Annotated in this window: 18 protein-coding genes; 2 read left to right on the top strand and 16 right to left on the bottom strand. The window is 40.4% G+C overall.

Annotated features, from left to right (window positions below; genetic code table 11):
- Positions 1-59: 59 nt before the first annotated feature.
- Together AB6M99_RS04830 and AB6M99_RS04825 are read right to left on the bottom strand one after the other, a co-directional pair.
- Positions 60-2,699 (bottom strand): alpha-mannosidase, encoded by a 2,640-nt coding sequence (locus AB6M99_RS04830; RefSeq protein ID WP_121834464.1) that lies wholly within the window; start codon positions 2,697-2,699, stop codon positions 60-62.
- Positions 2,700-2,702: 3 nt separating this feature from the next.
- Positions 2,703-3,986, bottom strand: coding sequence for a glycoside hydrolase family 125 protein (locus AB6M99_RS04825; protein WP_369351148.1), 1,284 nt, complete (start codon positions 3,984-3,986; stop codon positions 2,703-2,705).
- Positions 3,987-4,354: 368 nt separating this feature from the next.
- Between AB6M99_RS04825 and AB6M99_RS04820 the strand changes: the two genes are divergently transcribed.
- Positions 4,355-6,478, top strand: coding sequence for a GH92 family glycosyl hydrolase (locus AB6M99_RS04820; RefSeq protein ID WP_121834462.1), 2,124 nt, complete (start codon positions 4,355-4,357; stop codon positions 6,476-6,478).
- Positions 6,475-7,875, top strand: coding sequence for a glycoside hydrolase family 1 protein (locus tag AB6M99_RS04815; protein WP_121834461.1), 1,401 nt, complete (start codon positions 6,475-6,477; stop codon positions 7,873-7,875). Before AB6M99_RS04820 ends, AB6M99_RS04815 begins: the two co-directional genes overlap by 4 nt.
- Positions 7,876-8,061: 186 nt before the next feature.
- Here the strand turns inward: AB6M99_RS04815 and AB6M99_RS04810 are convergent, their stop codons facing one another.
- The 14 genes from AB6M99_RS04810 to AB6M99_RS04745 all read right to left on the bottom strand — a co-directional run bounded on the left by AB6M99_RS04810 (position 8,062) and on the right by AB6M99_RS04745 (position 21,612).
- Positions 8,062-8,745 (bottom strand): DnaD domain-containing protein, encoded by a 684-nt coding sequence (locus AB6M99_RS04810; protein ID WP_121834460.1) that lies wholly within the window; start codon positions 8,743-8,745, stop codon positions 8,062-8,064.
- A 178-nt stretch (positions 8,746-8,923) separates the two neighbouring features.
- Positions 8,924-9,859: a homoserine O-succinyltransferase gene (gene metA / locus AB6M99_RS04805; protein ID WP_121834459.1), complete on the bottom strand. Its 936-nt coding sequence runs from the start codon at positions 9,857-9,859 to the stop codon at positions 8,924-8,926.
- A gap of 285 nt (positions 9,860-10,144) precedes the next feature.
- The gene (locus tag AB6M99_RS04800) at positions 10,145-10,663 is read right to left on the bottom strand and encodes an adenine phosphoribosyltransferase (RefSeq protein ID WP_121834544.1); all 519 of its coding nucleotides are present in this window, start codon (positions 10,661-10,663) and stop codon (positions 10,145-10,147) included.
- Positions 10,664-10,915: 252 nt separating this feature from the next.
- Entirely contained in the window at positions 10,916-13,714 is a 2,799-nt protein-coding gene (gene ileS, locus AB6M99_RS04795; RefSeq protein ID WP_121834458.1) for an isoleucine--tRNA ligase, read from the bottom strand.
- A gap of 320 nt (positions 13,715-14,034) precedes the next feature.
- A complete protein-coding gene (locus AB6M99_RS04790) occupies positions 14,035-14,826 on the bottom strand; it encodes a DivIVA domain-containing protein (protein WP_121834457.1) in 792 nt (263 codons plus the stop codon).
- Positions 14,827-14,836: 10 nt separating this feature from the next.
- On the bottom strand, positions 14,837-15,631 hold the full coding sequence (locus AB6M99_RS04785; protein ID WP_369351147.1) for an RNA-binding protein: 795 nt from the start codon (positions 15,629-15,631) through the stop codon (positions 14,837-14,839).
- Positions 15,625-15,906 (bottom strand): YggT family protein, encoded by a 282-nt coding sequence (locus tag AB6M99_RS04780; protein WP_121834455.1) that lies wholly within the window; start codon positions 15,904-15,906, stop codon positions 15,625-15,627. Before AB6M99_RS04780 ends, AB6M99_RS04785 begins: the two co-directional genes overlap by 7 nt.
- 2 nt (positions 15,907-15,908) lie before the next feature.
- Complete coding sequence (locus tag AB6M99_RS04775) at positions 15,909-16,469, bottom strand: cell division protein SepF (protein ID WP_121834454.1); 561 nt, start codon at positions 16,467-16,469, stop codon at positions 15,909-15,911.
- A 12-nt stretch (positions 16,470-16,481) separates the two neighbouring features.
- The gene (locus tag AB6M99_RS04770; protein WP_121834453.1) at positions 16,482-17,153 is read right to left on the bottom strand and encodes a YggS family pyridoxal phosphate-dependent enzyme; all 672 of its coding nucleotides are present in this window, start codon (positions 17,151-17,153) and stop codon (positions 16,482-16,484) included.
- Positions 17,154-17,155: 2 nt separating this feature from the next.
- A complete protein-coding gene (gene ftsZ, locus AB6M99_RS04765; protein WP_121834452.1) occupies positions 17,156-18,436 on the bottom strand; it encodes a cell division protein FtsZ in 1,281 nt (426 codons plus the stop codon).
- A 21-nt stretch (positions 18,437-18,457) separates the two neighbouring features.
- Entirely contained in the window at positions 18,458-19,819 is a 1,362-nt protein-coding gene (ftsA, locus tag AB6M99_RS04760) for a cell division protein FtsA (protein WP_121834451.1), read from the bottom strand.
- A 157-nt stretch (positions 19,820-19,976) separates the two neighbouring features.
- Positions 19,977-20,666: a 5'-methylthioadenosine/adenosylhomocysteine nucleosidase gene (locus AB6M99_RS04755; protein WP_121834450.1), complete on the bottom strand. Its 690-nt coding sequence runs from the start codon at positions 20,664-20,666 to the stop codon at positions 19,977-19,979.
- Between the two features lie 137 nt (positions 20,667-20,803).
- Positions 20,804-21,058 (bottom strand): cell wall synthase accessory phosphoprotein MacP, encoded by a 255-nt coding sequence (gene macP, locus AB6M99_RS04750; protein ID WP_121834449.1) that lies wholly within the window; start codon positions 21,056-21,058, stop codon positions 20,804-20,806.
- A gap of 2 nt (positions 21,059-21,060) precedes the next feature.
- Positions 21,061-21,612: an NUDIX hydrolase gene (locus AB6M99_RS04745; protein ID WP_121834448.1), complete on the bottom strand. Its 552-nt coding sequence runs from the start codon at positions 21,610-21,612 to the stop codon at positions 21,061-21,063.
- Positions 21,613-21,659: the final 47 nt, after the last annotated feature.

Raw genomic sequence — 21,659 nt, 5'->3', positions numbered from 1 at the left:
GGCGAATCATTGCTTTATAAAGTTTTTTGACGTTCCAAGCCATCCTCTTTTTACTTACTCTAGCGAGGGAATACCTGGCTAAGGATTTCTGTTCTAATTTCTTGTGGACCAATCTTTTGTGGTAATTCTCCTACAGGTTGTTCCAATAAGTCCACACCTTTTGCTTGATGGGTGATTTCTAAGGCTTCATCAGAGAGATTATAATAGCGTAACAAAGGAAGTCCCGTCTCTTCGGATGGTTTTAAAGCCGTCACATATAATTCAGGCTTTTCAAGAACAGGATGCTTGAATTGTCCAGTTGAAGGGCACCCACCTTCTTGGCGTGTTACTTGTCCAACATATAGAGGAAGCTGTAAGGTTTGAGCCCTATGAATCGCTTCGTAGTGCATAGTCTTAGAATGCACTTCAATCCCATAATGAACTTCTGAGACCCCTAGGCATTGAGCCTCTGGTGTTGGAAAGTCTCCCCAATCTCCGAGTTCTCCAACACTTCGCAAGAGCGTCAAAGCAATCTTACTCTTATCCAGAATCTCATATTCGTGAAGACCAATACTTGATACCGTCATACCGATAGTGTTATTATCCAACGAAATAAATGTGCGGTGACGTTGTGGATGATGAGGATTTTCCCAGTTTACCGATGGCGTATTTGGACGTTCTACCACTTCAAAAATACTATCCGCCAAATGAGTCTCAGCCTGTAAACCTGTCTCAATAATCACCCGCAAACGATGATCGAGCATGTGATTATCAAACCGCGTTGTGAAACTAAGTTGAGGGCTCTTACGGTATAGAGTAATTTCTGTTGTCACTTCCAGAGACGCCATTTGCTGACTTCGTCCAGCTTGGCGCTTGTAGTATTCAATTAATTGTTTTTGTTCTTGATATAAGGTTTCGTCCGCACCAATTGGAATGATTATCTGATGCTTAGCCATTGCCCTTTGATAAGTTGGTGTTTCCTCACTTATTGTAAAATCAATCAATCGACTGTAAATCGGTTGACTTGATTTAGGAGCAAAATGGGCATATTCATTACCAATATCACCCACATCTTCAAAGGTGATGAGATTAGTGATGCGATGGCCAAGTTCTTTATGAGTTAAAACAAGATGATCGCCATCACGCTCAAGCCTTACAAAATCATTTTCCAAATGGTCAGAACCTTCAACTTTTGGTAAAGCTGACGCTGGCTTAATCTGATACGTCTGCCATGAAAAGGCTGGCATGTCTTCAGCCACAAAGCTTACCCGTAATTTTCTGGCAAAAACGGCAGAGCGGAAGGCATCTGTTGGCAAATGGTAATCAAATTGCACACCCAAATCCTCAATTTCTGCCCAAATACGCTCACCATCTACTGTAAAAAGACCAAGAGGTGGTAAGGTAATATCTGCCATCTTTTGGTGGTGCTCAGCAAGCCGTCCATCTCTAAAATCCGTCTCATCAACAATCACTTCTACCGTCACTAACTTCGTTTGAGGAGAAGCACTGGTATTCACCACTGTAAAAAGATAACCATCTAAATCTTTGGTATCAAGGGTCCTAGACCAATTGGTAAACGTTTTCTCTGCTAAGTAATTGCCAACTTGCTCCACCTTTTCAAACCGTGTCATCATCTCACGGTGAACAGCATCGACGCTACAGCCACAAATACTGTCATGCGGTGCATTCTCCAAAAGTAGTTTCCAAGCATAGCGCATCTCATCTTTCGGATAAGGTTCTCCTGTGAGAACCACGAGTGGTTCCACCACTTGTTCTAGTAACTGGCTAGCTTTATCATTGGCCTGCTTCAGATAAATACGTGATGAAGCCGTATTTGCCAAGGTGTACCATCCATCGGTTTCCTGACTGGTTAATTCACCTCTAACCTGACTTAATTGCTCTGGCAAGGAATTTCTCACAGCAGCTATATAATCCTCAAAATTACTATGAACAAAGTCAATGTCAGGATATAATTCCCTTGCCACTCGAATGGCTTCTGAGAGATTTTTTTGTACCGGTTGATGGTCACACCCATTCATCATCAGAAGATGAGGGGTTGCTGCATACTTTCTAGCATCCTCTAACTTTTTATCCCAAAATCGCTTAGCTTCTTCTCGATCCGCTGGAATTTCATTACCATTACTGTACCAATTAGCAAAAAGAATACCTAAAATCTGACTGCCATCTGCCCCAGTCCAAATCATCTCTGAAAATTGAGACTGAAACTGCTCATCTGACAAGACTTGATTATCAAAACCAATTGGCTTTACACCACGTCCAAAAAAAGCAACCTCAATACCAGCTTGTTTCAACAACTGAGGCGTTTGCCCCATATTGCCAAAGGTATCAGGAAAATAGCCGATTTTAGGAGGTCTTCCCCATTGAAGACACTCAAGATGCCCAATTAACGTATTACGCACATTAGCTTCGCTACTGATGAGGTAGTCATCTTGCAAAATATAGAAAGGACCGACAATTAATTTTCCCTCACGGATATATCGTGCTAATTGCTCACGCTTATGTGGTCTAATCGCCAAATAATCATCCAATGCAATCAGCTGTCCATCAAGGTGAAAACTTTTGAATGCCTCATCTGTTTCAAAAAGCTCACACAAATCATCAATCAAGGTCACTAAGCGCATGCGATGTTCTTCAAAAGGAAGATACCACTCCCTATCCCAGTGACTATGGGAAATAATATGTACCGTTTCTCGTGTCATGTCTCACTCCATTCCTAAGCCGTAATAATCCAGCACTAATTCACAAAACATCATATTAGCCCAGGAGAACCATTCTCTCGAATACAGGCTTGGATCATCCACATGGAAACTTTCGTGCATGACACCTGTACCGCCATCACAAGTCACCATTAGATCCAGTAAGCGAGCTTTTTCGTCCTTATCATCTGTCGTCAATCCTTCAATAGCTAGAGCAATTGGCCAGATATAGCGATAAAAAGTGTGGGTACTTCCGCAACCAGAAGCATAAGTACCTTCGTAATAATAAGGATTTTCCTTGCTCAAAATGGTTCGTCTCGTCGCCTGATAAATAGGGTCTTGCTTATCACAATAGCCTAAGTAAGGTGCTGCTAACAAACTTGGCACATTAGGATCATCCATGATAGACTGATTGCCTAAGCCATCAACTTCATAAGCAAAGATAGTTTCTCCGTTAGCATTCTTCGTCAAACCATAAGTTTTGATACCTTGGTCAATAGCGTCACGTAAGTCCCTTGTCTTGTTCAGCAGAGCCTCATAGCCTTCTGGTTTTTGCGTTTCTAAAATGGTTATCACATAGCCCAGCACAACAACTGCAAACATATTTGATGGAATGAGGTAAGGATAAACACAAGCATCATCACTCGGTCTAAAACCAGACCAGGTCATGCCAGTATAGGCACAGGGATTACCTTTACCATTATTGGACAAGGTATCTTCCAATCGGTCGGTATCACGCTCAAAACGGTAGGGAGATTCCGCATGGTTCTGCTCAACCTTCCATGTATCAACAATCAGTTCAACAGTCTGATAAAAAGATGGCTTAAAATGAGCGGTTTCCCCAGTGACTTTCCATAGCAAATACGCCAGTTGCAAGGGATAGCAGAGCGAATCAACCTCGTATTTTCTCTCCCAAATACGACCTGTCATGGTCGTATGATCCGATTGGTGCCCACGTCCATTATCTTCTTGGTTAAAGGCATTAGCATAGGGATCGTGGCGGATAAATTCGCATTGCCGCTCAATCAATCCTAAAATGGTTTGTCGCAGTGCCAAATCTTCTTTTGCTAAAAATAGGTGCGGTTTTATCTGCGCCGTAGAATCTCTGAGCCACATCGCAGGAATATCCCCTGTTAAGACAAAACTCGTTCCATCTTCTAAAATCGCAATGGTTTTATCTAAGGTATCGGTAAAACAGGTTTCAAATACCTTTCCCCAGCTAGGATGATCAGCCGTTTTTTCAGCAATTGTATCAAGCCAAGCACGCATTGTTGGTTTAGTGTAAATCATGTTCTCTCCTTCATTCATCATTTGTTGTAAAAGCTATTAACCGCGACAATATCTTCACTAAGCGATTAATGCTAATCCTTCACTCTTTAGTTTAGAAGAGATAACCAGTAATTCCCATACACAAATTAAACCCTTTTCTACACAAATATATGGTCTTCCCAACTTGCTATTTTTTTCCCTTGTTTCTTCTACTATAATGGCAGTAAGCATTATTGAGGTGGGAAATGTATTCTAACTTACTATTTTGTAGTTCTAACAGTTTGATGTAAAATCTGACGACTAAAACTTAATCTTCACGATTAGAATACATGAGTAGGACAATTTGCCACCTATCTACTCCCATTCCCATCATCACACAAGGAGATTTTATGACCATTACCTCTCACATTGATACCCGCTGGGGGACTTATAATTCACACGCCTATTCTAACGGCAACTGCCTTCCCCTAACTGCTCTACCTTGGGGAATGAATGCCTTTTGCCTTCAAACAACTGATCAGCAGGGCAACTGTTTTTTCAACCCCTATGAGCCTATTTATCAAGGCATTCGACTGACACACCAGCCCAGCCCTTGGTTGGGAGACTTTGCAACTTTTCTTATGACTCCTGTGACAGGTTCACTAAGTCAAGAGACTCTCTTTCATAGGCAATCAAGCTACAAAACAAGCTCTGCGATTTTCCGTCCTGACCTTTTGTCGGTGAAATCGAATCGCTTTCAAATAACTAGTCAGGTAACACCTTCACTCTATGGTGCCAACTATCATTTCTCTTCTGAGACAAAAAATCCGATAAGCCTTGTTTTATTCGCACCAGACCACGCTTGCTATACTATCACAGACGATTACCATCTTACGATATGTCTACATAACGCTAGTGAAACACAGGCTGACCATTTCACCTTTTACATGAATTTAGCTTTCTCAGCTCCTCTAACACAAGCAGGTCAGCTGAATGGGGACCAATTTATTGCTGGTAAAACATTTGACTGCTTAAATGGGCATATTCGTCTTGATTTTGCCGAGACAGAGGTTGAGATTAAGTTGGGAACATCTTATATTAGTCAAGAACAAGCCCAATACCACCTCAGTCAGATAGGGGATTTTCAAACCACCCTCTCTCAAGCCAGTCAGTTTTGGGAAGACAAATTAAACCGTATTACCATTGAAGATAATGAGCATTCAGACCAGAAAAACTTTTTTTACCATTGCCTCTATCGTACTCTGTTATTTCCACAAACCTTTCATGAAGTGACAAAAACTGGAGATATTGTACACTTTGATACTCATTCTGGTGCTCCAAAACCTGGTAGGTATTACACAAATAACGGCTACTGGGATACCTTCCGCACGACCTATCCTCTTTACAGTCTCCTTTATCCAGACCAATACCAACATTTTTTAGAAGGTATTTTGAGCCATTATCAAGATACTGGTTTTCTCCCAAAATGGTTGTCTCCAGATGAAAGAGGAATTATGCCTGGTACTTTGGTAGATGGCGTCATCGCTGACGCTGCTAGTAAAGGACTAGGAAAAACACTTCTTCCTCAACTGCTACAAGCCATGTTAGACACCCGTAACACCGAAGATCCAAGTCAGCGCTACGGCAGACACGGTGCCAAAGATTACCAACAATTGGGGTATCTCCCCAATTGCTATCATGAAAGTGTTAGCCATAGCCTAGATTATGCCTATAGTGATTGGTGCATTGGGCAAGTTGCCAAGATACTAGGTAACGAAAAATTAGCTAGCTCACTCATTCAATCTAGTAAATCTTATCGTCAACTCTTTGATCCAGACACTGGTTATATGCGTTCTAAGGACAAAGAAGGGCATTTCAAGGCAACATTTTCTCCTTATGCTTGGGGACTGGACTATGCTGAATGCTCCGCTATTCAAGCTACTTTAGGGGCACTCCATGACTTTGATGGTCTCATTGAACTGATGGGTGGCAAAAAAGCGTTCACAGAATACCTAGACAAACTATTGACCACCGAACCTCTTTTTGAGTGCCAGAATTATGGCTACGAAATCCACGAAATGAGTGAAATGGCTCAGGCAAACATTGGACAACTGGCTATTTCAAATCAACCAAGTTTTCACATCCCTTATCTCTTTCAGCTGAGCCTTCGTCCCGAACAAACAGCCTCACTCATTCACGACATACGAGAACATTATTTTTCACCAACTTATCAAGCCTATCCTGGCGATGAAGATAACGGTAGTCTATCTGCTTGGTACATTTTTTCTTGTCTGGGTTTTTACCCTATTTGTCCTGGAAATCCTGTGTATCATCTTGGCATTCCAGCATTTGATACTATCCAACTTCATTTACCTACTCATAACTTACAGATTACCTCTAAAACTGGTGACACAGAAGCCACAAACCTCCATGTGCATCTAGATGACCAATCAGTCTCAACACTCAATCACCATGACTTGATAACAGCTACAAGACTTCATTTTCACATAAACCATTCAAAGGAGACACAATGACAAGCTATCATTTTCCACCATCATTTTTCTGGGGAAGCGCAACTAGCGGTCCTCAGAGCGAAGGCCGTTTCCCAAACGACGGAAAAGGCGATAACACATGGGACTACTGGTTCCAACAAGAACCCCATCGTTTCCATAATGGGATTGGACCAGACAAATCCTCTCAACTGTACAAGCACTTCCGAGAAGACATCCAACTTTTGAAAGCCACTGGGCATAACTCCTTTAGAACATCAATCCAATGGAGCAGACTGTTCCCAAAAGGTACTGGTGAGGTCAATCCTGAGGCCGTTGCCTTTTACAATAGCTACATTGATGAACTCCTTACCAATGGTATCGAGCCTTTCATCAACCTTTACCACTTTGATTTACCCATGGCACTGCAAGAAAAAGGAGGCTGGTTAAATCGCGATACCGTCTTGGCCTATGAATACTATGCCAAAACCTGTTTTGAGCTGTTCGGTGACCGCGTGCGCTACTGGTTCACTCAAAATGAACCTATTGTTCCTGTCGAATACGGCTATCTTTACCAAGGGCATTACCCTTGCGAAGTTAATTTGAAACACGCCATTCAAGTCGGATTTCACTCTGCCCTTGCTAGCAGTTTAGCCATAAAGGCCTACCACGAGGGACATCATAATGGGCAAATTGGCATCATTCTCAATCTCACACCGAGCTACCCTAGGGATCAAAATAATGCTGGGGATGTCAAAGCCGCTCAAATAGCGGATGCCTTTTTCAATCGCTCCTTCCTTGATGTTTCTGTAAAAGGACACTTTCCAGAAGACCTTGTTGAGATTATCAGAGACTTGGACATGATTCCTGATCACCAGCCAGAAGATTTAGCGATTCTCCAGCAGCATACCGTCGATCTCTTAGGTGTCAATTACTACCAGCCACGACGCATCAAAGCTAAGGAATCTCCAGTGCCAACTCATCCAAATACTCCAATGCCAGAGGACTATTTTGACTATTATGATATGCCAAACAAAAAAATAAACCCCTATCGGGGTTGGGAAATCTATGAAAAGGGCATTTATGATATTCTCATCAATCTCCGTGACCACTATGACAATATCCCTTGTTTTATTGCCGAAAACGGTATGGGAGTTGAAAATGAAGACCGTTACCGTAACGAATCGGGCTATATCAATGACCAATATCGCATTGATTTTTACAAAGACCACCTGCGCTACGTCCATCAGGCCATCACAGAAGGAGCAAACTGCCTCGGCTACCATGTCTGGGCAGGGCTTGATTGCTGGTCCTGGCTTAATAGCTACAAAAATCGCTACGGTCTCATCGAAGTCGACCTAAGTCAAAATGCCCAGCGCCTTATCAAACAATCCGGTTACTTTTTCAAAAATCTCTCAGATCAAAATGGTTTTGAAGATTAATTCTCCAAAATCATCTCGCAAACTAAAAATGAACAAGTTAGGCTAGGCAAAAAGTCTAAAAAATAGCAAATGGCTTAGAGTAACGTCGTCAAAAACGTTGATTCTAAGCCATTTTATTTTGTTTAATTTTCAACAACAAGGCGGGAATTTGAGTTTTTGTCCAGCTTCACTTGCCTTTTATATTGTCTAATCACTCCATATGCTCATCGCAGAGAGAAAATCATCGGAAACGGAGATATTATCAGGATTAATCCGTTCACGTTCCAAGCGGCGCTCTTCAACTTGACGTAAGGTCTTAATACCTTCTTTACGCCAGTTGCGCAAAATCGCCTGAATGTATTTCCAATTGACCTTATTGTTAAAGACTGCTTCTCGTAACGCCTCACGGATAAGCTCTGGGTCAGTCTGATCTTCATAAACTAATTTCTGGACATCTTCCAAAATCATCGGATTAAGCATGCCCATAGCCTGCTCCAAATCATCCGTCAATTGTTTAATCGCTTCACCCTGCGCCACATATTGCACATTTGGCTGACTTGACTGATTTTTTCCAAGCAACTGATCAAGTTTTGAAAGCGCAGGAGTTGCGTCAAAAATGACCTCTATTTCACCTGCCAACTCAATCGTTTTAACATCCAAAACACCCTCTTTTTCCAAATTAGAAATCAGGCGATTGACCTCAGTCACTGTTTTCCCCAAAGCTTGCGCAATTTGACTTGGAGCGACTTCTTCTAATTTAGTCGTATTTTGCAAGTAAAAAAATTGCCAAACCAAAAATGCATCCGCACTTGAAAATAATTCTTTAAAATGAAAAAGCAGAGCTGAGGGAAGGACAAGATTGCCCAAATGAAAATTCTCTAAATAACTCATGTTCAAGAAATCTAAGGAAGATTAACCAATGATTACTGTCACTAGAATAATCGTATCCCATGTTCAATTACGTAAAAATTGAACAATCCTTTCTATTTTTAGTTTAAAACCCCATCACATCATGCCATCATTTTCGTCATGCTCGCCACATAAGTTCACAAAAGAGCAACTACACGTACTATTCTTTAACTACCTTAGACAGATCCTCCAAACGGTAAGGGGTTTCCTGATAGACAGCATAATTAAGCCAATTACTAAAGAAGGTAGAAGCTGCTAAATTCCAACGCATAGTTGGGGTTTGGTTAGGATCATTATCTGGAAAATAATTCTCAGGAATGCTAATCTCTTTTCCTGATAGCAAATCACGGCTATATTCTTTAGCAAGGGTATCGCGATCGTATTCCAAATGACCAAAACTATAAACATTACGCAAATCTTTACTCGCAAGAAGAGAGAGACCGACACTATCACTTTTTGATAAAATATCCAACTCTTGAATATTATTGATATCTTCTTCCAAAACTTCTGTATAGCGAGAATGGGGTGCTACAAAAGCCTCATCAAAACCTCTCATTAATGGATTCGTTTTGGCAATAACGTTTTGGTTAAAAATACCAGATAATTTTCCAGCCTTACGTAACCATTTTTCAATGCCATATTGAAAATAAAGCCCCGCTTGCGCTCCCCAACAAAGATGTAACGTTGAATAAACATGAGTCTCCTTCCAAACGAAGATTTGGCTCAACTCATCCCAATAATCCACTTCTTCAAAAGGAAGAGTCTCTACAGGAGCTCCTGTTATAATCATACCATCATAATAGCGTTCCTTGATATCATCAAAAGTCTTATAAAAGGTTTCTAAATGTTCAGCCTGAGTATTTTTAGACTCATGGCTTTTCATATGAATAAAATCAACATTCAACTGTAAAGGCGTATTTGACAAATGGCGGAGCAGCTGAGTTTCTGTCGCCTCCTTAGTAGGCATCAGATTTAAAATCAAGACTTCCATTGGACGGATATCTTGATGACTGGCACGTTTGTCATCCATGATAAAAATATTTTCAGAACGTAAAATATCTACCGCAGGTAATTTCTTATCTAACGTGATTGGCATAGTAAAGACACCGAGAGCATGTATTCACCTATCAAATCATTAATTCGATAGACAATATCTTACAAAATAATAAAGCTCTCCCTTTCTAAATCATTCATACTATCATTATAAAAAAAGGTGCTATAGGTTTCAAATATGAATTTATTTGACAACTCCATAGTTTAAAACTATAACAATGATAGAAATAGTCAATAACCTAGACTGCCATTTTAAGAAATAACTTCACCATCTATACTACAAAAGATGATGAAGTTTTTGAGATAAATAAATTGTTTAAATACTAGCTTATCCTGGGAAGTTCATCAAAACTTTGACATCATAATCACCAATCGCTTCACGACCATTTAAGCCATCAAGTTCAATGATAAAAGCACAACCAGCCACTACACCACCAAGCTGTTCAATCAATTCGATAGTCGCTTTGACCGTTCCACCTGTAGCCAAAAGGTCATCAACGATAAGAACACGTTGTCCTGGCTTAATCGCATCTGAATGCATTGTCAAAGTATCCACACCATATTCTTTTTCATAATCAGCAGATACAACTTCACGTGGTAATTTACCTGGTTTACGAACAGGGGCAAAGCCAATTCCAAGCTCTACCGCAACAGGACATCCAATGATAAAACCACGAGCCTCTGGGCCAACAATCATATCAATATCGTGATCACAAGCATATTGTGCAATTTCACGAACAGCATAGCTATAAGCCTTTCCATCGGCCATAAGAGGTGAAATATCACGGAAAGTGATACCTTCTTTAGGATAATCTTTAATTGATGCAATGTATTGTGTTAAATCCATAATTTCTTTAGCAGTCAAAAACCGCTATCCTTTCTGAAAGGGATAATTCCCAAAAATGTTTTACACTCTATTATATCAGAAAAAGAGTGACTGGTCTAATCTCAGTCACTCCCTTCAAATAATATCATCAACAAAAATGATTTCTAGTACTTCACATTGGCATACCAATAAAATCTAAAAGCTCTATACCTATTATCTACAATATTTGATAAATACGTACAGTCATTTCTGTTCTACTAGAACATCCTAGCTTTATTTAGCTACTACTTCAAATCCTTCTGCTACTGCTTCTGCAAAGTTTGCTTCAACGATTTCCGCACAGTGGTCACAGATAGTTGCTTGGTATGAACGTTCTGCGGTTGTCGTATCGACACGACGGCAACGGTCACATACTGCACCTTCTGCATGAGCAACGGTGAAGGCAACACCTTCAAAGCAAATCGCTTCTGCTGGAGCTTCTTCTTCTGTTACTGTCAATTGCGATACAATCAATAGCTGCGCAACATCACTAGACAAGTTTTCAAGAAGGGCTTTCACTTCAGCTGATGCATAGATTGTCAAGTGAGCTTCCAATGATTTACCAATCACTTTTTCATTACGAGCTTCTTCAAGTGCTTTTTGAGCTTGGGTACGAAGCGTCATAAAGGCTTCCCAGTTTTCAAGCAAGGCTTCTTGATTTGCAAAGGTTTCAACCTCTGGCATTTCAGCTAATTGAACGAACTCTTCTGCTTCATGTTCAAGGTATGACCAAATTTCCTCAGCAGTGTGAGGCAAGATTGGTGTCAATAATTTGGTGATTTTCACCAAAATGTCATAGAAGACGGTTTGCATTTGACGGCGAACCAAGCTGTCTGTTGCTTCGATATACACGACATCTTTAGCAAAATCAAGATAGAAGGCAGACAAATCAATGGTAATAAAGTTGACAACGGCTTTGTAGATGGCCATAAAATCATAAGACTCATAAGCTGATTTGATTGTAGCCACCAATTGGTTGAATTTCACAGTCATGTATTGATCAACCGCACGAAGCTCATCATAGGCAACAGCATCAGTTGCCGGGTTAAAGTCAGATGTATTAGCAATCAAGAAACGAAGAGTGTTACGGATTTTACGGTAAGTTTCTGACACTTGGCCAAGGATATCCATAGACACACGCACATCGTTATCCGTATCTACTGATGTTACCCAAAGGCGAAGAATCTCAGCACCATATTGCTTAGCAACGTCGTTAGGTGAGATGATATTGCCTTTTGATTTAGACATTTTCTCACCTTTACCATCAAGAACGAAGCCTTGTGACAAGACTGACTTGTATGGCGCATGCCCATTGACCGCAACAGAGGTAATCAATGATGAGTTGAACCAACCACGGTATTGGTCAGAACCTTCAAGGTATAGGTCTGCCGGGTAAGAGAGGTTCTCACGAGCGTTCATGACACCGTTCCAAGATGATCCTGAATCGAACCACACGTCCATGATGTCCGTTTCTTTTTCAAAGAGACCATTTGGTGAACCAGGGTGAGTAAATCCTTCTGGAAGCAAATCTTTTGCTTCTGATTTCCACCAGATAATTGACCCATGCTCTTCAAAGAGATTTGCCACATGGTCTGTCACTTCTTTAGACAAGATTGGTGTCCCATCTTCCGCATAGAAAATTGGCAATGGCACACCCCAAGCACGTTGACGAGAGATAACCCAGTCGCCACGGTCACGAATCATGTTGTAAAGACGTGTTTTACCCCATGATGGGTGGAAGGTTGTTTTTTCAATTTCATCCAAGATTTCTTGGCGGAATTTAGACACTGAGGCAAACCATTGTGGCACAGCACGCCAAATGATTGGTTTTTTCGTACGCCAGTCAAATGGGTATGAGTGGTTGATGACTTCTGAAGCAAGGAGCAAGTCGCCCAATTTTTCTTTTACTGTTGGGACAACCTTATCATAGAATTGTCCTTCAAAGTCAGGACCAGCATTTTCCATCATCAAGCCACGGCTATCAACAGTCACAGCTACTTCAAGATTGTATTTCACACCGACATTGTAGTCATCCTCACCAAATCCAGGCGCTGTATGGACAATACCTGTACCAGAATCCGTTGTCACGTGGTCACCAAGGATAACCAACTCATCAACTGCTGTATCCCAAGGGTGTTCTGTCACGATGTACTCAAACTCAGCACCTTTACGAACTTCAAGGATGTCAAAGCTTTCCCAGCCAAATTTAGCAGCAAGGCTATCAACAAGCGCCTCTGCTACCACATATTTGCGGTCGCTACCAGCTGGTTTCACAACCACATAGTTAATATCTGCCCCCATGGTCAAACCACGTGAAGCCGTTACCGTAAATGGTGTCGTTGTCCAAACCACAATGTAAGTATCTGTATCAAGGACACCTTTACCATCTTTAACTTTATTGGCATAGTAAAGCGATGTAGAATCAATATCATGGTACTCAATCTCAGCTTCAGCAAGTGCTGACTCTGATGACCATGACCAGTAAACTGGCTTAGCTCCACGGTAGATATAACCTTTATCAGCCATGGCACCAAAGACACGAATTTGATCTGCTTCGTATTCTGGTTTTAGAGTGATGTATGGATTTTCCCAGTCTGCTGAGACTCCTAAACGTTTGAAGTCATCGCGCTGTTTATCCACTTGAGAAAGAGCATAATCACGACACATTTCAAGGTATTCAGCTAGATCCATTTCCTTGCGTTTCACACCTTGTTTAGCTAACACTTGCTCAATTGGAAGACCGTGTGTATCCCAACCTGGCACATAAGGCGCACGGAAACCAGACATTGATTTTGAACGGACAATGATGTCTTTAGAAATCTTGTTAAGCGCGTGACCAACGTGAATATTTCCGTTAGCATACGGTGGTCCATCATGCAAATGGAAGGATGGTTTACCTTCATTTAATTGCTGACGCTTGTTGTAAATATCTGCTTCATCCCAAGCTTTTTGCCATTCTGGTTCTTTATTTGGTAAACCAGCACGCATTGGAAAGGCTGTTTTTCCCAAGTTCAAGGTTTCTTTTAATTTCATGATAACTCCATTCTTATAAATAATCTAAAGCGAACTAACTTTTCAAAAATAATGACTAAAAAAATACCACAAAAAGTCGTGCAAAGGACGACTAATCGTGGTACCACCTTCATTTAGAAAAGTAATGTATCCCGAGTATTTCATATAGCCTATGATACACTGCTTTTCCCTCTTTGGTTGATAAGGAAACCACCCCTTCTAGTCTAATGGCACTAGGACTTTCAACTAGAATTAATGAAGAGGATAGGATCATCTGAGGGACTGCAAGACTCACACCAACTCTTGCTCGCTTAAAGTGTCATGATAACCCTGTGTTCTTCTTAATCTTCAATATTTACAGTAAAGGTTTGAGTATCTGTTTGAGAAAAATCAACAGTTTCTGATGACACAGTTTCTGATGATTCTTCTTCAAAAAGATAGTCTTGCTCAGACTGAGCTTTTTCTAATTCTTTATTAGCTTCTGCTACACGACGATAGATTTCTTCCATTTCTTCAGGAGTGAATTGGCGTGTCGCATCAAATGTCACTGGTTCGTCACTATCTGAGAAGTTTTCTTGTAGGACTTTTTCAACAACTTCTTTGAAGGCAGCATCAGAATTTTGGAGATATACTGCTGTCGGTTGCAATAGCTCTTGCCATTCTGGTGAATTGACAACACTCACTTGACTTTCCATCGCTGACAAAAGACGTTGGTGGAAGTGACGACTTTGACGTTTCAACTCTTCAGTTTCAACCGCAACACGCTTAGCGTTATCTGTCGCATCACGTAAGATTTCATTGGCCTTGACTTTAGCCTCTTCAATTAAATGCTGAGAATCATACGTTGCTTTATTGATAAGGTTAGTTGCTTCAGCCTGAGCAGAAGCTTTGACTTTATCAGCTGTTTCTTGAGCCAATAAAACCGACTGCATCAATGATTCTTTCATATCATTAAAGTAAGCCAATTTTTCTTCCAAGTCACGAATTCGCAATTCCTGTTCACGATTAGTACGTGTCAAAGCTTCATAATCATCTGTGACAATATCTAAAAAGTCATTAACTTCATCTTCGCTATAACCGCGAAATTTTACTTTAAACGTTTTGTCTTTAATATCAAGTGTCGTTAAAGCCATTAGTTTCTCCTCATATTTCTGTTATTTTTTCAATTGTAAGTTTTATTTTCCCTGATTTGCTAAGTCCATTATTGCGAGCAATTTGATATCGTCCATAGCCTCTAATACTGAGCAAATCCCCTGTTTCAAGTTCCTGCGAAGCCTTGTTAAGACTTGTATAATTGAGCTTTACCTTATCTTTTTCCAAAAGCTTTGCTGCGTTGCTTCGAGACAATCTTAAAATTTCTGAAATAATCGCATCCGCTCGCCAACTCGCTACTAAAACATCCTGTGATTGCCTATTAACAATTCTAGGAAGTAGGATCTCAAGAGAGACTTCTTTCAAGCCAACGGAAACTTTACCGATTTTTTTAATCGTTTGGATAAAGTATGATGCCATAGCCTGTTCTACTAAAAGTTGAACTTTGCCATCTGATACTAAAATATCACCAAAAACACTTCGCTTAATTCCAAGCTGATTGATAATCGTCCCCATTATTTGACGATGAGTCAAATGGTTGAATTTAGAATTATACGTTAATTCTAACAGGCTAATCTCAAAATCATCTACGTCTAAGACATAGTATTCTGGAGCAATGATGATTTTAGCATACTCTGTATCATAATGGTCAGAAGAACTATAGTAATGAAGCCCAGCTTGATTAACTAAAGTGATTAAAATAGTAACCTGCCTGGGATTAAGAAATTCTGTGACTTGAAAAGTGTAGGTTGCTTCTACCTGCTGAATCAAGTCAAGGCATTTCTCAATAAACAATTGCTCATCTGGGCGAAAATGCTGATAAACAGCTCTGCTATTTTTTACCATAGTGTAAATATCATCAAATATAGTTGCGACAACAAAAAGCGAACAAACTGTAATGCAGCAAATGCTACTAAAACAGTGAGATCAAATACTCCAAAACGTAAATTCAGTTGTCGAAATGGTTTTAATAGCGGTTCAACAAAATAAGATACCCAATAACCTAGGGCTGTTCGATAAGCTCCAGGAAACCATGATAGTAAGGCATAGACGCCCAATAAGAGCATATAAACTTCAATTACTTTAAACAGGATGCTAAAAATATAATAAATTATTAACATTTTTACCGTCTCTTCATATCGTAATCAAAGCTCGTGCTCTCACCGCGTTGACCGACATCTGCTAAGCCTAAATCTTCAATATCGACTACAACATTGGCTGGTGTCAAAAGATACATTGACGAGCTGACTTTTTGCAAATTCCCGAAAAGAACTGAACTCGCTCCGCTAAGAAAGTCCAAACAACGTCTTGCAGGAGCATCCAACATGTATTGAAAATCAATTAAAACACTCTCGTTTTCAATCAAGAGATTAACAATCTCAGGAGCATCCTCGTACTGACGTGGGTATTTAATTGCAATTTTTGATTTTTCTGAAACTGGAACATTTTGAGCCATTTGTTCACGCTGCTGAGCCAAACTTGGTTCAGTCTCAGTAATAGGTCTCAAATGTACCTGCTCTTTAACTGACGAGCGTGGCACTTCTTGGCGCCTCGGAGCCGGTTGAACAGGTGCTGATGGTTTGACTGCTTCACGATATTCAGGAGTCTCGACTTCTTCCACATCGGAAACTTCATCAGTATCAAAATAAGAAATGAAACTGTTCAATTTATCTTTAAGTCCCATATATCCTCCATTTTAATTAAAGAATGCCGTTCCGATGCGTATGAATGTCGCACCCTCTTGGATAGCAAGTGGAAAATCACCTGACATCCCCATACTAAGTTCAGTCATTGGCATATTCTTTATCTTTTTAGCTTTTACTGTTTCCTGTAACTGTTTTGCCTGTTTAAAGATAGCGACTAGAGTAGCCTCATCGGCTTCAATAGGAGCCATCGTCATCAATCCGACAATTTCAATCTGGTCACATTTTTCTAGCTCAGGCAATACTTTTTCTAATTCTTCTATTGAAAAACCATGCTTGGTCTCTTCGCCAGAGATGTTAACTTGTAGGAAACATTTTATCTTATGCTGAGCCCGCTTTTGAATTTCTTGAGCGAGTTTTACTGAATCAAGTGCATGGAAATAATCAACGTAATTGATGACATCCTTGACTTTTCTTCTTTGTAAACTTCCAATGAGGTGCCATGTGACGTTTTTATCCTTCAATGCCTCATACTTATCAAGAAATTTATCAACGCGGTTTTCACCAATATGGCGAACGCCAGCTTCTACAAGCTGGCTCGCTATATTATGATCAACATATTTTGTTACTGCAATAACGGACAAGGAATCTGCTGAACGTCCCGCCTTTTGGCAAGCATTGGCAACAGATTCAAAAACCTTATCTGCTTGACTTTTCATTTCCATATTTAGCGATTTTTGAAGAATGGTGGTGTCTCCAATTCATCGTCACCCTCAAAGCTATCTTTGAAACTTGTCACAGATAGTTGGTTGTCTAACTCACCTTCTGTTGGGCGAGCAATTGGATCACGACGAAGGTTCCAATCACCAAATGGACTTTGTGTCGCAGGTTGACCTTGCGCACTTCTCTGATCCATTGTCGGAATTTCTGACGTTTCAGACATGTCAAATGGTGCAGAGGCTTGGCGATAGGTTGGTGTAGCTACTGGTTGAGTAGAGCTACGTTGCTGTGTTTGAGTTTGTGTAAAGCCACCAATCACACGTTGCGTTTTTTCTTGTCCAACACCTGTAGCAACCACTGTTACACGAATTTCATCACGCATATCCGGGTCAATTGAAGTTCCCAACCAAATGTTCACATTACTTCCAGCCGCTTGACTTACGATTTCTGAAGCTTCTTCTGCTTCAGTTAGGGTCATGTCAAGACCACCTGTAACGTTAACGATAACATCTTGAGCACCATCAATTGTTGTTTCAAGAAGAGGAGAGTAGATTGCTTTACGTGCAGCTTCAACAATACGCTCTTCTCCAGTACCAATACCAATACCCATAAGGGCATTGCCTTTGTTTGCCATAACTGTTTTCACATCGGCAAAGTCAAGGTTGATAAGACCTGGACTTGTGATCAAGTCTGTAATTCCTTGAACACCCTGACGAAGCACATTATCCGCTTCGCTAAGAGCTTCCATGAGAGGTGTCTTCTTATCTACAATTTCAAGAAGATTATTGTTAGAGATAATCAAAAGCGTGTCAACGTGTTCGCGTAGCTCTTGGATACCTTCAATCGCAAAGTTACCACGTTTATTTCCTTCAAATCCAAATGGACGAGTAACAACGGCAACTGTCAAAGCACCTAGACCTTTTGCAATACGTGCAATGACTGGTGCTGCACCAGTACCAGATCCGCCTCCCATACCAGCGGTAATGAAGACCATGTCAGCACCTGAAAGTGCTTCTGTCAACACTTCTTCACTTTCTTCAGCAGCTTTACGACCAACTTCAGGTTGACCTCCTGCACCTAGTCCGCGTGTTAATTTAGGACCTAACTGAATAACTGTTTCAGCCTTAGAAGAACTTAGAGCTTGAATATCTGTATTAGCAGCGATAAATTCAACTCCTGCTACGCCTTCATCAATCATACGGTTGATGGCATTACCGCCACCACCACCAACACCGATTACTTTAATGATTGCGCCTGTTACAGACGCTGCATCAAATGAAAATACCATTTTATTCCTCACTTTAAATAATTAGTCAAACATAGAGCTAAAGATGTTGCGTACACGATCACCTAGTTTAGGCTTATCGCTCACTTTTTCTTCAGTCTGAGCAACTTCCGCTACTTCTGGTGTTGCCTCAGGAGTAGGATAAGTTGGTGGTGTCACAGGACGAACAGGTGCTTGTGAATAAGTTGGTGAAATATCAATTGGCTTACGGCGAAGAAGTTCTTCATTATGCACTGCATTTTGCGCAATTGATTCAACATCTGTCATATTACCAACGTATTCTACTAAACTGATGACATTAGCAAACATTGGGTTGCGAATGCCGACTTGATTTGGAATGTAAAGTTTAACATTTGTTCCAAAAACTTTCTCAGCTAATTCAACAACACCTGGCAAAATAGCTCCACCACCAGAAAGTACCACACCACCTGGCATATCGAGCACTCGTCCACGATCTAAGTCTTGTTTCACACGCTCCAAGATGTGGCGAACACGCGCAGAAATAATCTCAGATAGGTAACGCTCACTAACATCAATTGGGCTATTTTCACCAACCACATCAACTTGCACCGTTTCTGTCGCACTTGCTGCGTTGACGTCTGCATTACCAAAGTTAAATTTCAATGCCTCTGCAATGTCGCGAGAAGTTTTCAAAACTTTTGAAATATCCTTAGTAACGTAGTCTCCACCTTCAGCATAGATGTTGGTATACTGCAATTCTTGGTTACGCATAGAAGCCACAGTTGTTTGACCGCCCCCCATATCAATGATTGTAGCACCAAATTCGCGCTCACCTTCATTTAATACTGTTTGAGCCATCGCAAGCGGTGAAATCACAATATTTTCAAGAGCAATTCCTGCTTTTTCTACTGCTTTACGTAAGTTATGAAGAATCGTGCTTGGTCCTGTATAGAGAATACCGCGCATTTCTAAGCGGATTCCCATCATGCCACGAGGATCTTTAATCCCTTGGAATCCATCAATGATAAATTCCTCAGGAATAAGAGTAATCACTTCACGTTCAGGTGTCACACTCTTAGTCAATGCTGATTTTACAACGCTATCAACATCTTCATCTCGGATTTCTTTTGTCTCACTTGGAACAGGAATCATTCCTTGAGTTGTTTCAATTTGCAAGTGATTAGCAGGCAAGGCAACATTAACTCTCTCAATACTTACCCCTGCTTTTTCTTCCGCTTGCTCAATTGCTGATTTAATGGCACCAGCTGCAACGTCAATATCAACAATAATGCCGTCTTTTACCCCTGCACTTTTGACCTTGCTAACGCCGATAACATTCATTTCGCCACCGATAAATTCAGCGACTAGTACCTTAATCGTACTTGTTCCAATATCTAGACCTGTAAAAAAGCCACTTCTAGCCATTCACTTGACTCCCATTCTTACTGTTCTTGTAGGTAATATTTGCTATTTTACCACCTTACGCTATTATAACATAAAAAAACCTAAATTGTCTGTAATTTCCTTTTTTTTCGGGAGATTATCCTAAGTTTTTTGCTTCTGTTACATATCGGTTACAAATTTACAATAATTGTAAAAAAGTTAGAAGGGTTTGAGCTGATTTAGCACCAGCTTCGATGATAAATTCATCAAAACTAATATTGGCATCATGGTTTGCAGTGTCACTCATGGCTCTAACCACAACAAATGGTTTTCCGATATTATGAGCAGCTTGAGCAATGGCAGCTCCCTCCATTTCCACTGCCAGAACTTCTGGAAATTGGGCTTTAATCGTATCAATTTTTTCTTGACTGGCAATAAAGCTGTCCCCTGTGGCAATCAGTCCAATTTTATTGGATAAGCTCTGCTTTTTCAGAGCTTGCTCAAAAACAGAGACTAGGTGCTGATCACTGTCAAAATACAAGGGTTGCCCTGCCATTTGCCCCAAAGCATAGCCAAAGGCTGTCACATCGACATCGTGATAAGCCAGTTTATTAGCTACAACGACATCTCCAACGGCTAAACCTTCGGCTATAGCACCTGCTGAGCCTGTATTAATAATAGCATTCACGTCAAAATGATCTACCAAAATTGCAACGCTCATGGCTGACATGACTTTGCCAATACCTGACTGCACTAGCACGACTTCATGTTTGGCAATTTTACCAGCATAATAAACATTTCCGAGAACTTCGGTTTCTTTGACCTCTTGAAGTTGGGGAATGAGCGTACGTAGCTCCTCCTCCATAGCAGCAATAATTCCAATTTTCATAATATTTAAACGTCTTTGAGCATAAAAAATGAGAAGAAAATGACCAGCCTTGGGTAGCCGTGTTGTGACATTTTCTTCAGAGTTAGCTCAGGTTTGATTAGAATTGACACCCAATCAAACACTCCTTTCTTTATAAGTTACCAGTTAAATACTGCATAAATTAGTAATGATAGTAATAATAAAATGATGGTTAAAATGAAATTGAGTTTTCGACGAAATTGATTTTTTTTGGCATTTTCAATTCGTCTGCTTTTGATGATGCGGTCAATTTCAATCTCATCCATTTGTATCGTTTGACCCGTTCTCAGCTCATGTTCGTAAAGGATGTCCTCTAGACTTTCTCCACGATTGTAGCGGTCAATCATATCGTCTGTCAAAAGCGGTTTGCTCATGACTATTTTCCTCCAAATGTTAAGGCATAGTATTGTAATGCCATGATGGTCTTGGCATCACAAATATCACCTGTTTCTATTAATTTTAGGCAGTCATCTAAGGTTAATTCAAAGATTTCAAGAACTTCATCGTCATCTTGTGGTCTAGGATTTGGCACTTTTACTAAATCAGTTGCCAAGTAGAGCTTAATCTTTTCATTGCAGAAACCAATAGCTGTATAGAATTCGTAGATTTGCTCAAGCTTGCCACTGTAGCCTGTCTCTTCTTCTAATTCACGAGAGGCTGCTTCTTGTTCAGAACCATTTTCTCCAATTTCAAGTTTGCCAGCAGGAATTTCATACGAAATTTTTTCGATTGCTTTGCGGTATTGTTTCACAATGATAATCTTATTCTCTGGTGTGACAGCTAGAACAGCAACCGCTCCCTTGTGAAAAATTAATTCACGTTTGGCTTGTCCGAGATTATTTGGTAATTCGACATCATCTACTGCCACTGTAAAAATGTGACCTTCAAATACGATATCGCGTTTCAGTGTTTTTTCTTCAAAATCCATAAAAATACCCCTTAATGACATTCTACGTTCCAATTTTACTATATTTT

The organism is Streptococcus hillyeri (genome assembly GCF_041081565.1).
Lineage (GTDB): Bacteria > Bacillota > Bacilli > Lactobacillales > Streptococcaceae > Streptococcus > Streptococcus hillyeri.
This window is presented reverse-complemented; position numbering and strand designations above follow the sequence as displayed.

Excerpts from the sequence above, each read along its gene's own strand:
- AB6M99_RS04830 (WP_121834464.1), bottom strand. The coding sequence starts at position 2,699 with ATGACACGAGAAACGGTACATATTATTTCCCATAGTCACTGGGATAGG.
- AB6M99_RS04825 (WP_369351148.1), bottom strand. The coding sequence starts at position 3,986 with ATGATTTACACTAAACCAACAATGCGTGCTTGGCTTGATACAATTGCT.
- AB6M99_RS04820 (WP_121834462.1), top strand. The coding sequence starts at position 4,355 with ATGACCATTACCTCTCACATTGATACCCGCTGGGGGACTTATAATTCA.
- AB6M99_RS04815 (WP_121834461.1), top strand. The coding sequence starts at position 6,475 with ATGACAAGCTATCATTTTCCACCATCATTTTTCTGGGGAAGCGCAACT.
- AB6M99_RS04810 (WP_121834460.1), bottom strand. The coding sequence starts at position 8,745 with ATGAGTTATTTAGAGAATTTTCATTTGGGCAATCTTGTCCTTCCCTCA.
- metA (WP_121834459.1), bottom strand. The coding sequence starts at position 9,859 with ATGCCAATCACGTTAGATAAGAAATTACCTGCGGTAGATATTTTACGT.
- AB6M99_RS04800 (WP_121834544.1), bottom strand. The coding sequence starts at position 10,663 with ATGGATTTAACACAATACATTGCATCAATTAAAGATTATCCTAAAGAA.
- ileS (WP_121834458.1), bottom strand. The coding sequence starts at position 13,714 with ATGAAATTAAAAGAAACCTTGAACTTGGGAAAAACAGCCTTTCCAATG.
- AB6M99_RS04790 (WP_121834457.1), bottom strand. The coding sequence starts at position 14,826 with ATGGCTTTAACGACACTTGATATTAAAGACAAAACGTTTAAAGTAAAA.
- AB6M99_RS04785 (WP_369351147.1), bottom strand. The coding sequence starts at position 15,631 with ATGGTAAAAAATAGCAGAGCTGTTTATCAGCATTTTCGCCCAGATGAG.
- AB6M99_RS04780 (WP_121834455.1), bottom strand. The coding sequence starts at position 15,906 with ATGTTAATAATTTATTATATTTTTAGCATCCTGTTTAAAGTAATTGAA.
- AB6M99_RS04775 (WP_121834454.1), bottom strand. The coding sequence starts at position 16,469 with ATGGGACTTAAAGATAAATTGAACAGTTTCATTTCTTATTTTGATACT.
- AB6M99_RS04770 (WP_121834453.1), bottom strand. The coding sequence starts at position 17,153 with ATGGAAATGAAAAGTCAAGCAGATAAGGTTTTTGAATCTGTTGCCAAT.
- ftsZ (WP_121834452.1), bottom strand. The coding sequence starts at position 18,436 with ATGGTATTTTCATTTGATGCAGCGTCTGTAACAGGCGCAATCATTAAA.
- ftsA (WP_121834451.1), bottom strand. The coding sequence starts at position 19,819 with ATGGCTAGAAGTGGCTTTTTTACAGGTCTAGATATTGGAACAAGTACG.
- AB6M99_RS04755 (WP_121834450.1), bottom strand. The coding sequence starts at position 20,666 with ATGAAAATTGGAATTATTGCTGCTATGGAGGAGGAGCTACGTACGCTC.
- macP (WP_121834449.1), bottom strand. The coding sequence starts at position 21,058 with ATGAGCAAACCGCTTTTGACAGACGATATGATTGACCGCTACAATCGT.
- AB6M99_RS04745 (WP_121834448.1), bottom strand. The coding sequence starts at position 21,612 with ATGGATTTTGAAGAAAAAACACTGAAACGCGATATCGTATTTGAAGGT.